The following is a 12,900-nucleotide window of genomic DNA, read 5'->3' on the forward strand; positions in this document are numbered from 1 at the left end:
CCTGTGAGACGAGGACATTTTCGTGAAGGCACTCGCCGCCCGCCGGCACCACCGGGCCGCCCCGGTCGTGCTGATGCTGCTGGCGCTGCTGGTCACGGGCGGCTTGTACGCCGTCCTGGCGCCGAGTCCGGCCACGGCCGAGACCGCCAGCACCGAGACCGACGTGGAGAAGGGACAGCGTCTCTTCCAGGCCAACTGCGCCACGTGCCACGGCCCCAACGCCGAAGGCACCTCGGAGGCCCCGTCGCTCGTCGGCGTGGGTGCCGCCGCGGTCGACTTCCAGGTCTCGACCGGCCGCATGCCCATGCAGATGAGCGGGCCGCAGGCCGCTGCGAAGCCGCCGCAGATGGACCTTCAGCAGACCGCGGACCTCGCGGCGTACGTGGCCTCCCTCGGTGCCGGCCCGGCGATCCCCACCGCGGAGCAGGTGAACGCCGAGCTCGGCGATTCCGCGAACGGCGCCCTGCTGTTCCGCACCAACTGCGCGATGTGCCACAACGCCGTCGGCGCCGGGGGGGCACTCTCCGAGGGCAAGTGGGCTCCGCCCCTGGACGACGTCTCGGAGCGCAACCTGTACCAGGCCATGCTGACCGGTCCGCAGTCGATGCCGGTCTTCAACGACGCCAACATCACCCCTGAGGAGAAGCGCGACGTGATCGCCTACCTCGTCGAGCAGCGCGAGGGCTCGGCCGGTGGCATCTCTCTCGGTTCCCTCGGCCCTGTCAGCGAGGGCATCTGGGCCTGGGTCGTCGGACTCGGGCTGATGATCGGTGCTGCTGTGTGGATCGGAGCGAAGTCCTCGTGAGCGAGAACCAGAACCCCTACCCCGGTCAGGACGTCGCGACGTCGAGCGCCGCGCCGACCCACCCCGAGCGCTTCGACGACCCGGGCGTCCCGGCGCACCGGTCGCGGCTGACCGACATCGACCCGAAGGCGGCCAAGCGCAACGAGCGCATCGTCGCGCTCATCTTCGCGATCTCGTGCCTCGGCGCCATCGCCACCGTCGTCGCCTACTTCGCCGTCCGCCCCGACGGGACGACGGAGGGCACACGCCTGTCGACCGCCCTGCTCGGCGTGACGATGGCGATCTCCCTGCTGGGCATCGGGATCGGTGCCATCCACTGGGCGAAGTCGCTCATGAGCGACCACGAGTACGTGGACGAGCGTCACGGGCTCGCGAGCTCGCCCGAGGCGCGTACGGTCGCCGTCCAGCACCTCACCGACGGCGTCGAGGACGCCGGCATCGCCCGCCGTGGCGTGCTCAAGGGTGCTGCCGTCTCGGCGCTCGCGCTCTTCCCGCTCACCTTCGCCGTCCCGCTCATCTCCAGCGTCGGCGGCGACTGGGACGTGTCCAAGTTCCGGCACACGATCTGGGAGCGGAACAGGCGCCTCGCCTACGACCCTTCCGGCCGCCTCATCAAGGCTTCGGACCTCACGGTGGGCTCCGCGGCCCACGTGATCCCGGAGGCCTCCGAGGAGGAGATGCGGTCGCACGAGTGGATCACGGAGAAGGCCAAGGCCGTCGTCCTTCTGGTCCGACTCAACCCCGAGGAGCTTCGTTCCGACCAGTCGCCCGAGGGTGAGACCTGGTCATATGACGGGATCGTGGCCTACTCGAAGATCTGCACCCACGTGGGTTGCCCGGTGGCCCTGTACGAGCAGCAGACGCACCACCTGCTCTGCCCGTGCCACCAGTCGACGTTCGACATGGCCGACGGCGCCAAGGTCGTCTTCGGCCCCGCGAACCGGCCGCTGCCACAGCTGCCGATCGCGGTCGACGACGAGGGTTACCTCGTGGCGCAGGACGACTTCGCCGAGCCTGTCGGCCCGAGCTACTGGGAGCGCCTGAAGTGAGCACCGACACCAGCCCCTCCTCCACCACTGACGCGCCGGCGACGCCCGCCGGCAAGGCGGCCGACTACCTGGACCAGCGCACCTCTGTCGGGGTCGCGGTCAAGGAGTTCGCGCGCAAGGTCTTCCCGGACCACTGGTCCTTCATGCTCGGCGAGATGGCGCTCTTCTCGTTCGTCGTGCTGCTGCTGACCGGCGTCTTCCTGACCATGTTCTTCGACCCGTCGATGGCTCTCATCGAGTACCACGGCGACGGGCCAGAGGCGATGCAGGGCCAGCTGATGTCGGTGGCCTTCGCCTCCACGCTGGATCTCTCGTTCGAGGTCCGCGGTGGTCTGCTCATGCGGCAGATCCACCACTGGGCAGCCCTGGTCTTCATGGCCGCCATCGTGGTCCACATGATGCGCGTGTTCTTCACCGGCGCTTTCCGCAAGCCCCGCGAGATCAACTGGCTGGTCGGCACCCTGCTGATGATCCTCGGTCTGGCGGCCGGTTTCTCCGGCTACTCGCTGCCCGACGACGTGCTCTCCGGCAACGGTCTGCGCATCACCGACGGCGTCGTGAAGTCGATCCCGGTGATCGGCTCCTACACCTCGTACTTCCTCTTCGGCGGCGAGTTCCCCGGCGAGCACATCATCCCGCGCCTCTTCACCGTGCACATCCTGCTGGTTCCCGCGCTCATCGTCGCCCTGATCGGCGTGCACCTGTTCCTCATGGTGCTGCACAAGCACACCCAGTACCCGGGCGGTGGCCGCACCGACAAGAACGTCGTCGGATACCCGCTCTTCCCGGTGTACGTCGCCAAGATGGGCGGCAACTTCTTCATCATCTTCGGCATCCTGGCGCTGATGGGCGCCACGATGAGCATCAACAACGTCTGGAACTACGGCCCGTACGACCCCTCGCCGGTCGGAGCGGGCGCGCAGCCGGACTGGTACATGCTCTTCCTCGAGGGGTCGCTCCGGCTCATGCCGGGGTGGGGCACCGAATGGGTGATCTTCGGGTACACGCTCTCGCTCAACGTCCTGATCCCAGCGGTCGTCATCCCCGGCCTGCTGTTCACGTTCCTGTTCGTCTACCCGTTCCTGGAGGCACGGGTGACCGGGGACAAGCGCGAGCACCACGTCCTCGACCGCCCGCGCAACGTGCCGGTGCGCACCGGGCTGGGTGTGGCCTTCCTGACGGCGTTCATCGTCCTCGCACTGGCCGGCGCCAACGACCTCATCGCCACGCACTTCGCGATGTCGCTGAACCAGATCACCTGGGTGTTCCGCATCCTGTTCTTCGCCGGTCCCGTGTTCGCCTTCTGGATCACGAAGCGCATCTGCCTGGGTCTGCAGCGCAAGGACCGCGAGCTCGTCCTGCACGGGCACGAGACCGGTCGGATCGTCCGGTTCGCCAACGGTGAGTACATCGAGGTGCACCGCCCCCTGGACGAGCAGGAGCGGTGGCTGCGCGTCAACTACGACGCACACCGGCCCCTGGAGATCGAGCCCGCGACGGACGCCCGCGGCGTCAAGCGGCCCGGGTACAAGAAGGACAAGCGGTGGCAGCAGCTGTCGCGGTTCTTCTACGAGGACCGCGTCGAGCCCGTGACGCCCGCCGAGTTCGCCGCCGCGCACTCGCACGGCGAGCACGACGAGATCGCGGCCGCCCAGCACTCCCCCGAGCTGGTCTCGGGGGCCGAGAAGGTCGAGCGGGAGCACTGAGTCTCCTGAGCGGATAGATGGAAGACCCGCGCATCCTCTCGCCCCACGCGGCGAGCGAGATGCGCGGGTCTCTGTCTATCCTGCCCCGGCGGGCACGTCCACCGGGTCGACGCCGCAACATCGCGCACTCCCGCGGTACGCGAACACCACAACGGAAGGTACATGAGCATGGCTGTCTACACGCTGCCTGACCTGCCCTACGACTACAGCGCGCTCGAGCCGCACATCAGCGGCAAGATCATGGAGCTGCATCACGACAAGCACCACGCCGCCTACGTCGCCGGGGCGAACACCGCCCTGGACAAGCTGGCAGAGGCACGCGAGTCCGGCGACCTCGGCGCGGTGAACCTGCACGAGAAGAACCTCGCCTTTCACCTGGGCGGCCACACCAACCACACGGTGTTCTGGCACAACCTGTCCCCCGAGGGCGGCGGGGAGCCGGAGGGCGAGCTGGCTGAGGCGATCAAGGACCAGTTCGGTTCCTTCGCAGCGTTCCAGGCCCACTTCGCCGCGACCGCCAACGGCATCCAGGGCTCCGGCTGGTCCGTGCTCGGCTGGGACTCGATCGGACAGCGTCTGGCGATCTTCCAGCTGTTCGACCAGCAGGCCAACGTCCCGGTCGGCATCACGCCGCTGCTCATGCTCGACATGTGGGAGCACGCGTTCTACCTCGACTACCTCAACGTCAAGGCCGACTACGTGAAGGCGTTCTGGCAGATCGCGAACTGGCAGGACGTGGCTGCGCGCCTCGAGCGTGCTCGTACGGCCACGAACGGCCTCATCGTCACGGCATGAGCCTCTTCTGACGAGGACACGGCCAGAAGAAGGGAGCCTGACTCTCGCGCGTGAAGCGCGAGAGTCAGGCTCCCTTCTCGTTCACGCCCCTGGACCCGGCGGAGACGGGCCGGCGCAGGACCACGTGCCTCTCCCGTCCAGCACGAAGGGCCCGCATCCTCGTCGGAGGATGCGGGCCCTTGGTCATGTGTCGCCCGAATCAGTGGGCGTGCTGACCTCGGCTGAACTCGAAGACCCAGCCGATGAGGCCGACCAGCCCGATGATGATGCTGATGTAGAAGACCCACCAGCCGACGGCGAGGCCGAGGAAGGCCACGGCAGCGGCGGCACCGAGCACCAGCGGCCACCACGACCACGGTGCGTAGACACCTTGGTCGCCGGCTCCCTGGTCGATCTCGCCCTGCTCGTCGTCCTCGGGCCGTGGGTCGATGTGCCGCGCCTGGAGCGCCAGGTAGGCACCGATCATCGCCATGAGTCCACCGACGAGCGGCATCCCCAGGTAGCCGACGGGCTCGGACCATCCGCTGAAGAAGCCGTAGAGCACGCCGACGATGAGGAAGAACGGCGCCAGCCAGATGAAGAGCCGGATCTCGATCTTCACTTGGTCGTCTCCTCGTCCTCAGGGCCGTCCACGGCCGTGGGCGACTCGTGCTTCTCCGGGTAGTCCTTGATCTGGCGTTCCTCGACCAGGTCGGCCTGCCCCCTGCGGTCGGCTCCGCCGTAGACCTGCTCGAGCCCGACCTGGTTCATGTGCGGGTCCTCCATCGCCGCGACCTCCGGGTGGTGCAGGTCGAAGGCCGGCGACTCGGAGCGGATCCGCGGCAGCGACGTGAAGTTGTGCCGCGGCGGCGGGCAGGAGGTCGCCCACTCGAGCGAGCGTCCGTAGCCCCAAGGGTCGTCGACCTGGACCTTGGGCGCGTTGCGCCAGGTCGAGTAGACGTTCCAGAGGAACGGGAGCGTGGACGCCGCGAGGATGAACGCCCCGACCGTGGAGAGCTGGTTCCCCCAGGTGAAGCCCTCGTCAGGCATGTAGTCGGCGTACCGGCGGGGCATGCCGTCGACCCCGAGCCAGTGCTGCACCAGGAACGTCATGTGGAAGCCGACGAACAGGATCCAGAAGTGGATCTTGCCGAGGCGCTCGTCGAGCATCCGGCCGGTGAACTTGGGCCACCAGAAGTAGAAGCCGGCGAACATCGCGAACACCACGGTGCCGAAGACCACGTAGTGGAAGTGCGCCACCACGAAGTAGGAGTCGGACAGGTGGAAGTCCAGTGCCGGGCTCGACAGGATGATGCCCGTCAGGCCGCCGAAGAGGAAGGTGACGAGGAAGCCGATCGACCACAGCATCGGTGTCTCGAAGGTGAGCTTCCCTCGCCACAACGTGCCGATCCAGTTAAAGAACTTCACCCCGGTGGGAACCGCGATGAGCATCGTCATGAAGGAGAAGAACGGCAGCAGGACCACGTTCGTGACGTACATGTGGTGCGCCCAGACGGTCACCGAGAGGGCTGCGATCGCGATCGTCGCGTAGATGAGGCCCTTGTAGCCGAAGATCGGCTTGCGGCTGAAGACCGGGAAGATCTCGGAGACGATGCCGAAGAACGGCAGCGCGATGATGTACACCTCGGGGTGGCCGAAGAACCAGAACAGGTGCTGCCAGAGCACCGCTCCCCCGTTGTCCGGGTTGAAGACCTGCGCGTTGAAGCGGCGGTCGGCACCCAGTGCGAAGAGCGCCGAGGCCAGCGGCGGGAACGCCATGATGACCAGCAGGCTGGTCACGAGCGTGTTCCAGGTGAAGATCGGCATCCGGAACATCGTCATGCCCGGTGCGCGCATGCAGATGATCGTGGTGATGAAGTTGACGGCACCGAGGATGGTCCCGAACCCGCCGAGCGCCAGCCCGAACACCCATAGGTCTCCACCGAGCCCTGGACTGAAGGTGGTGTTCGACAGCGGCGCATAGGCGAACCACCCGAAGGAGGCCGCGCCCTGCGGGGTGAAGAACCCGGCGGCGGCGATGAGCCCACCGAACAGGAACATCCAGTAGGCGAGCATGTTGAGGCGGGGGAACGCCACGTCCGGCGCGCCGATCTGCAGCGGCATGATGACGTTCGCGAACCCTGCGAACAGCGGCGTCGCGAAGAGCAGCAGCATGATCGTGCCGTGCATCGTGAAGAGCTGGTTGTACTGCTCCTTGCTCTGCACGACCTGGATGCCGGGCAGGAAGAGCTCCGCGCGGATGATCAGCGCGAGGATGCCTCCCACGGCGAACCAGAAGAACGACGTGATCAGGTACATGTACCCGATCGTCTTGTGGTCCGTGGAGGTGATCCACTTGATGACGGTCCGGCCCAGGGTCTGCCGCTCGGAACGGAGTCCGGGAACGACCTCGGACCCGTACGTGGTCTCGGTGGTGGCCATCAGCCCTCGACCTCCGGAGTCGTTTCTTCGCTGGTGAACTCACCGTGCTGTTGACGGTTGAGGTCCAGACCGAGCTCCCCGGTCTGCCCCTTGGCCGCGAGCTCGGCCATCTGCGCGTCGTACTCGGCCCGGTCGACGACCTTGACGTTGAAGAGCATCCCCGAGTGGAACTCGCCGCACAGCTCGGCGCACTTGCCGGCGTACGTCCCCTCACGCTCGGGGACGACCTGGAAGGTGTTCGATCTGCCCGGGATCATGTCCATCTTGAACAGGAACGCCGGGATCCAGAAGGAGTGGATGACGTCGCGCGACTCCACCGTGAACTCGACACGCTCGCCGACCGGCAGGTACAGCGTCGGCAGCGCGTGGGACGTGCCTCGCGCGCCGTCGACCTCGTCCTCGGCCGTCTGCGAACCGGGCTGCAGCAGCTGCTGGCCGGTCTCGTAGACGTCGTCGTCGAGGTAGTTGAAGTCCCAGCTCCACTGCTTGCCGATGACCTGGATGTTGACGTCGGCCTCTTCGGACGTGGTGTCGAGGATGGCCGTCATGTCGCGGTTCGTGTAGAAGAACAGCACGAGGATCATGAGCGTCGGCACGATCGTGTACATGATCTCGAGCGGCATGTGGTAACGGGTCTGCACCGGCAGGCGGTGGTCGTCGCGGCGCTTGCGATAGGCGGCGACGCACCACAGCATCAGCCCCCAGGTGATGACACCGACGGCGAGCGCGGCGACCCAGGAGCCGACCCACAGTTCTGTGATCCGCCCGGTCTGGTTGGTCACCTCCCCGTCGGTGTATCCGGGGAGATATCCGCGCTGGACGGCGTCGCTGGCGCAGCCGGAGGCGAGCGTCGCGACCGCAACGGCGAGAGCCGTCGCACGCAACGCCAGTGCCCGCCGGGTGCGGGTGGGGCTCTTCGAGTGCAAGGGAGGCCTTTCACGTCTCGTCCGACCGCCGCGCCCTGGCTCTAGGCGCACGGGTAGGACCTTCGTCCTCGATGGGAGCAGCCTAGCGCGACCTTCACGCTTCCGACGCCAGAAGCGCCCGCTTCCTACCTGACGCGAACGCCCCCCGGCGTCGCCATCCGAGCAGTTCGCGACACGGCCATCGGCCGTGTCAGATCACGAGGCCGTTGGCCGTTCCCACGACCATCACGGCATCATGGTCGTGCGCGCCGCGTGCTGTTTCCGCCACCTGACGAAGGGCTCCGTGTGACGCACCCCACCGTCCCCGCCGGCCGGACCCACCTCGACAACGGTGGCCGGGCACCGTGGCACCCGCTCGCGCGGACAGCGTTCCTCCAGGCGCTCGACGACGGCTGGGCGGACCCGCGCCGTCTGCACACCGAGGGTCGTCGCGCAGCAGCCCTGCTCGACGGTGCCCGCGAGGCGGTGGCGGGCGTGCTCGGTGCGCGCACGGAGGAGGTCCGGTTCACGCCGTCGCACACCGCCTCGTTGCACGCGGCCGTCGCGCACGTCACCCAGGCGCGGCGGCGGCACGGCAGCGACGTCGTCGTCGGTGCCGTCGAGCGAGCGGCGGTCCTGCACGCCGCCGACCGTTCGGCACCCCCGGGCGGCCGGCGGGTGACGGTCCCCGTCGACCACCACGGCCGGGTCGACGCCGACGCCTTCGCCGCGGCCGTGTCCGCCGGCGACGTCGCGCTCGCCGCCCTGCAGCACGCCAACGGGGAGGTCGGCACGACGCAGCCGGTCGACGCCGTCCACGAGGCGACCCGCGCGGCCGGCGTGCCGCTGCTGGTGGATGCGGGCGCCAGCGTGGGGCACGCCGTCGTCGGACCGGCATGGGACGTCCTGGCGGCCGATCCTGCCGACTGGGGGGCGCCCGCAGGGGTGGGGATCGTCGCCGTCAGGCATCGCACCCGTACGGTGCCCACCGGGCCGGAGGACCCCGAACCGTGGGCGCCCGGAGGCGTGAGCGTCCCGGCGGCGTTCGCTGCGGCGGTGGCGTTGCAGGCGGTCAACGAGGACCGCTCGCATGAGGACGCCCGCCGCCGGAGCCTCGTCGAGGACGTCCGCGCCCGTGTGGCGCAGATCCCCGACGTCGAGGTCGTGGGCGACCCGTCGGGCCGGCTCCCCCACGTCGTGACGTTCTCGTTCCTCTACGTCGACGGCGAGGCGCTCGTGTCCGAGCTGGACCGCGCCGGGTTCGCCGTCGGGTCGGGGTCGGCGTGCACGGCGAGCACGCTCGAGCCGTCGCACGTGCTCGCCGCCATGGGTGTCCTCACGCACGGCAACGTACGGATCGCGCTGGACCGCTCGACGACGTCCGCCGACGTCGAGCGATTCCTCGACGTCCTGCCGGGGGCCGTGGCGACGGTGCGGGACATGCTGGGGGTCCAGGGCCTGTGAGCACGGACGAGCCGCTCGACGACCACGTCGTGGACGCCCGCGGGCTGCGCTGCCCGTTGCCGGTCATCCGGCTGGCCGCGCGCGCCAAGGAGCTACCTGCCGGGACCGAGGTGACGGTGCTGGCCACGGACCCCGCCGCCCAGCACGACGTGCCGGCCTGGGCGCGCCTGCGGGGGCACGCGACGACCGGGGCGGAGAAGCACGAGGCGGACGGCGGACCCTGGTGGGCCCTGACCGTCCGCCTCGGGGAGTGATGCGTCGAACTGGCTCGGACGGCGTCAGCCGAAGGAACCGCCGCAGGCGCAGGACTCGCCGGCGTTCGGGTTGTCGATCGTGAAGCCCTGCTTCTCGATGGTGTCGGCGAAGTCGATCTTTGCGCCGTCGAGGTACGGGACGCTCATGCGGTCCACGACGACCTCGACGCCGTCGTAGTCGCGCAGCGCGTCCCCGTCGAGCAGACGCTCGTCGAAGTACAGCTGGTAGATGAGGCCGGAGCAGCCGCCAGGCTGGACGGCGACGCGCAGACGCAGGTCGTCGCGTCCCTCCTGCTCGAGGAGGGTGCGGACCTTGTTCGCGGCGACCTCGGAGAGCTCGACGCCGTGCGTGGCGATCTCGGTGGTGTCGGTCATGCTTCCTCCAACAGGTTGGCCCGTTTGGCTGTTCCCGATCCTACGCCGGAATCGGCTCTGGTCGATGACCCGGGTCACACCCCGCCCCACGCGGGCGCCCAGGTACGCGCCGCACGACCGACGGCACCGTCGTCCCAGGGCTCCCCCACCACGTGCACCCCCGCGACACCGCCGGCGGCCTGCTCACGGCGCGAGACCTCCGAGCGCCCGGCGAGGACCACGACCGGGACCGCGTGCGGCGCCGCGGCGCGCGCCGCCTCGGCCACCGGGCCCTCGTGCAGCGCGGCCCCGTCCAGCACACCCACGTGGACGACGACGAGGTCGGCCCTGGCCGCGCGCTCGGCCAGCAGGGTGACCTCCGGGGCGGCGGGCGGCGACCCCACGCTGGACAGGCCCAAAGACGTGGTCGGCACGAACACGCCCGTCGGGCGCGGCACCCCGACCCCTGGCCCGGGCGCGACGGACCCAGGGGTCCTCGGCAGGACCAGGGGCTCGACGTCGCAACGAGGTGCGGCTGCCGACCAGGCGGCCGCGAGCGCCGCGGCCCGCGTGGCGGGGTCGGCAGGGTTCGGGCCGCCGGACGCGGCGACGATGAGCGCGTGCACGGACCGATCGTGGCACATCCTGGCCTCGTGGGAAGATAGGGCCCGTGAGCACTCTGCTGAACGAGACGTCCCCCTTCGTCGAGCCGGCATCGTCCCCCCTGCTCCTGCTCGGGCAGGGTCGCGACCTCGCCTCCGAGCGTGGTGTCGAGTGCACGGGCACGCTCCCGTCGCCGTCGGACCCCGACCTGGTCGAGCGGGCCCGTGCCGCGCGCGCCGCCCTCGGTGACCGCGCCTTCGTGCTCGGCCACCACTACCAGCGCGACGAGGTCATCGACTTCGCCGACGTCACGGGCGACTCGTTCAAGCTCGCCCAGTCCGCCGCGGCACGGCCGGAGGCGGAGTTCGTCATCTTCTGCGGCGTGCACTTCATGGCGGAGTCGGCGGACATCCTGACGGCCGACTCCCAGCAGGTGGTGCTGCCCGACATGGCCGCCGGCTGCTCGATGGCGGACATGGCGGAGATCTCGCAGGTCGAGGAGGCCTGGGCCGTCCTCGAGGACGCCGGCGTCGCGGCCGACACGATCCCGGTCACCTACATGAACTCCACCGCCGCCATCAAGGCCTTCACCGGACGTCACGGCGGCACGGTGTGCACCTCCTCGAACGCCCAGGTGGCGCTGCGCTGGGCCTTCGACAAGGTGGGTGGCGTCGACGGGACCGGCAAGGTGCTCTTCATGCCGGACCAGCACCTCGGCCGCAACACGGCGGTGCTCCAGCTCGGCATGAGCCTGGACGACTGCGTCGTCTTCGACCCCCGCAAGCCGGACGGCGGCCTCACCGCCGCCGAGCTGCGCGACGCCCGGATGATCCTGTGGCGCGGTCACTGCTCGGTCCACGGCCGGTTCTCCGAGCGCAACGTCTCCGACATCCGGGCCGCGGTGCCGGACGTCAACGTGCTGGTGCACCCGGAGTGCAAGCACGATGTCGTCAACGCCGCCGACATGGTGGGGTCGACCGAGTACATCATCAAGGCGCTCGAGAACGCCGAGCCGGGGTCGTCCTGGGCGATCGGCACCGAGCTGAACCTGGTGCGCCGCGTCGCTGCCGCGCACCCGGACAAGCAGGTGCACTACCTCGACTCGACGGTGTGCTTCTGCTCGACCATGAACCGCATCGACCTGCCGCACCTCGTCTGGGCGATGGAGTCGCTCGTCGAGGGCCGCGTGGTCAACCGCATCGTCGTGGACGCCGACGACGCGCACTGGGCCCAGGTGGCCCTCGACCAGATGCTGGCGCTGCCCGGGATCTGAGGTCGATCCCTGGTCCGGAACGAAGGGCGATGACCGTGCGATGAGCACCGACGGTGGGCTGCACGTCGGGATCCTCGTGTTCGACGAGGCCGACGAGCTGGACGTGGTCGGACCCTTCGAGGTCTTCACCTCCTGGGCCGAGCACTCGGAGATCAAGCCGCGCGTGAGCACCTTCTCGCGCACCGGGGACGGTGTGCGGCTCGCGGGCGGCCTACGGATGCTCCCGCACCGCTCCGCGGACGACGTGGGCCCGCTCCACCTGCTCGTCCACCCCGGCGGTTGGGGCACCCGCACCCTGCTCGACGACGCGACGCACCGGGAGTGGTTGCGCGCTGTGCGCCTGCAGACGCCCGTCGTGGCCAGCGTCTGCACGGGGGCGCTCGTCCTCGCGGCTGCCGGGCTGCTGGCAGGAAGACCCGCGACCACTCACCACGACCACTACGACGAGCTGGCGCGGATCGATCCGAGCATCCTGGTCGACACCGAGGCGCGGTTCGTCGACGATGGAGACGTCGTCACCTCGGCCGGGGTGTCGGCAGGTATCGACATGGCCCTGCACCTGGTGGCCCGGCTCGAGTCGGACACCGCCGCCGCCGCGGTGTGCCGAGCGCTGCAGTACGACCCGCCGCGCACGGTGTGACGCCGTCGGCCACCGCCCGACGCTCGATACCTGATACCGCGAGTCGCTGACATATCGTGGCGCTATGACGCGGATGATCCAGCTCGCCAAGGCCTCTCTGCTCCCCCGCACGCCCGTCCCCGGACGTGGCCTGCTCGAGGCGTCCACGACCGTGCTGCGCGTACATCCAGGCGACCTGGACATGTACTTCCACGTCAACAACGGCTCGTACCTGCAGATGATGGACGTCGCGCGATCCAACCTCATCGCCGACCTCGGCGGGTTCCGTCTGCTCAAGGACAAGGGCTGGTATCCCGTCGTCGCAGCCTCGACCATGATGTACAAGCGGTCGCTGCAGCTGTTCGATCGCGTCGAGATCAGCACGCGCGTCCTGGGCTGGGACGCGCGAGTGGTCTACATCGAGCAGGTCTTCACGTGCCGCGGCACCTTCTCGGCCCGAGGTTGGGTCGCCGGACGGTTCCTGGGCAAGGACGGCTCGCGCGTCGCGCCGGCCGACGTCGTCGGCCTGCTCGGCGGCGGGCGGCCCGTGGCGAGCCCGACGCTGCCCGACGACGTCGCCGCCTGGGCCCGATCGGTCGACGTGGCGCACCGCGAGGCCGACCGGGCCTGAGCAGCGGTTCCGGTCGGCACC

General features: G+C 69.3%; 14 protein-coding genes. 9 read left to right on the top strand and 5 right to left on the bottom strand.

Annotation, left to right across the window (positions count from 1 at the left end):
• Positions 1-22: 22 nt before the first annotated feature.
• From qcrC to PZC42_RS18185, 4 genes are all read left to right on the top strand, one after another.
• Positions 23-805, top strand: a complete 783-nt coding sequence (qcrC, locus tag PZC42_RS18170) for a cytochrome bc1 complex diheme cytochrome c subunit (RefSeq protein ID WP_277213089.1) — start codon at positions 23-25, stop codon at positions 803-805.
• Entirely contained in the window at positions 802-1,854 is a 1,053-nt protein-coding gene (gene qcrA / locus PZC42_RS18175) for a cytochrome bc1 complex Rieske iron-sulfur subunit (RefSeq protein ID WP_277213091.1), read from the top strand. Before qcrC ends, qcrA begins: the two co-directional genes overlap by 4 nt.
• A complete protein-coding gene (qcrB, locus tag PZC42_RS18180; protein WP_277213093.1) occupies positions 1,851-3,560 on the top strand; it encodes a cytochrome bc1 complex cytochrome b subunit in 1,710 nt (569 codons plus the stop codon). The genes qcrA and qcrB overlap by 4 nt, the downstream gene beginning before the upstream one ends.
• Before the next feature lie 168 nt (positions 3,561-3,728).
• Positions 3,729-4,355: a superoxide dismutase gene (locus PZC42_RS18185; RefSeq protein ID WP_277213095.1), complete on the top strand. Its 627-nt coding sequence runs from the start codon at positions 3,729-3,731 to the stop codon at positions 4,353-4,355.
• Between the two features lie 199 nt (positions 4,356-4,554).
• On the opposite strand, the gene PZC42_RS18190 is transcribed toward PZC42_RS18185, so the two are convergent.
• From PZC42_RS18190 to ctaC, 3 genes are read right to left on the bottom strand one after another with little or no spacing between them, the layout of a single operon-like run.
• A complete protein-coding gene (locus PZC42_RS18190; RefSeq protein ID WP_277213096.1) occupies positions 4,555-4,956 on the bottom strand; it encodes a cytochrome c oxidase subunit 4 in 402 nt (133 codons plus the stop codon).
• Positions 4,953-6,776, bottom strand: coding sequence for an aa3-type cytochrome oxidase subunit I (gene ctaD, locus PZC42_RS18195; protein ID WP_277213098.1), 1,824 nt, complete (start codon positions 6,774-6,776; stop codon positions 4,953-4,955). The genes PZC42_RS18190 and ctaD overlap by 4 nt, the downstream gene beginning before the upstream one ends.
• Positions 6,776-7,702 (bottom strand): aa3-type cytochrome oxidase subunit II, encoded by a 927-nt coding sequence (ctaC, locus tag PZC42_RS18200; protein WP_277213100.1) that lies wholly within the window; start codon positions 7,700-7,702, stop codon positions 6,776-6,778. The genes ctaD and ctaC overlap by 1 nt, the downstream gene beginning before the upstream one ends.
• Before the next feature lie 285 nt (positions 7,703-7,987).
• Between ctaC and PZC42_RS18205 the strand changes: the two genes are divergently transcribed.
• Positions 7,988-9,145: a cysteine desulfurase family protein gene (locus PZC42_RS18205; RefSeq protein WP_277213102.1), complete on the top strand. Its 1,158-nt coding sequence runs from the start codon at positions 7,988-7,990 to the stop codon at positions 9,143-9,145.
• A complete protein-coding gene (locus PZC42_RS18210) occupies positions 9,142-9,399 on the top strand; it encodes a sulfurtransferase TusA family protein (protein WP_277213103.1) in 258 nt (85 codons plus the stop codon). Before PZC42_RS18205 ends, PZC42_RS18210 begins: the two co-directional genes overlap by 4 nt.
• A 24-nt stretch (positions 9,400-9,423) precedes the next feature.
• On the opposite strand, the gene PZC42_RS18215 is transcribed toward PZC42_RS18210, so the two are convergent.
• Together PZC42_RS18215 and PZC42_RS18220 are read right to left on the bottom strand one after the other, a co-directional pair.
• Positions 9,424-9,774, bottom strand: a complete 351-nt coding sequence (locus PZC42_RS18215) for a HesB/IscA family protein (protein ID WP_106269538.1) — start codon at positions 9,772-9,774, stop codon at positions 9,424-9,426.
• A 74-nt stretch (positions 9,775-9,848) separates the two neighbouring features.
• Positions 9,849-10,379: a glycerate kinase gene (locus PZC42_RS18220; RefSeq protein ID WP_277213106.1), complete on the bottom strand. Its 531-nt coding sequence runs from the start codon at positions 10,377-10,379 to the stop codon at positions 9,849-9,851.
• A 44-nt stretch (positions 10,380-10,423) separates the two neighbouring features.
• On the opposite strand from PZC42_RS18220, the gene nadA reads away from it, so the two are divergent.
• From nadA to PZC42_RS18235, 3 genes are all read left to right on the top strand, one after another.
• Entirely contained in the window at positions 10,424-11,629 is a 1,206-nt protein-coding gene (gene nadA / locus PZC42_RS18225) for a quinolinate synthase NadA (protein WP_277213108.1), read from the top strand.
• 40 nt (positions 11,630-11,669) lie between these two features.
• Positions 11,670-12,269, top strand: coding sequence for a DJ-1/PfpI family protein (locus PZC42_RS18230; protein WP_277213110.1), 600 nt, complete (start codon positions 11,670-11,672; stop codon positions 12,267-12,269).
• A gap of 64 nt (positions 12,270-12,333) precedes the next feature.
• Positions 12,334-12,879: an acyl-CoA thioesterase gene (locus tag PZC42_RS18235; RefSeq protein ID WP_277213112.1), complete on the top strand. Its 546-nt coding sequence runs from the start codon at positions 12,334-12,336 to the stop codon at positions 12,877-12,879.
• Positions 12,880-12,900 lie beyond the last annotated feature (21 nt).

It is taken from the genome of Isoptericola croceus (assembly GCF_029382255.1).
Lineage (GTDB): Bacteria > Actinomycetota > Actinomycetes > Actinomycetales > Cellulomonadaceae > Isoptericola > Isoptericola croceus.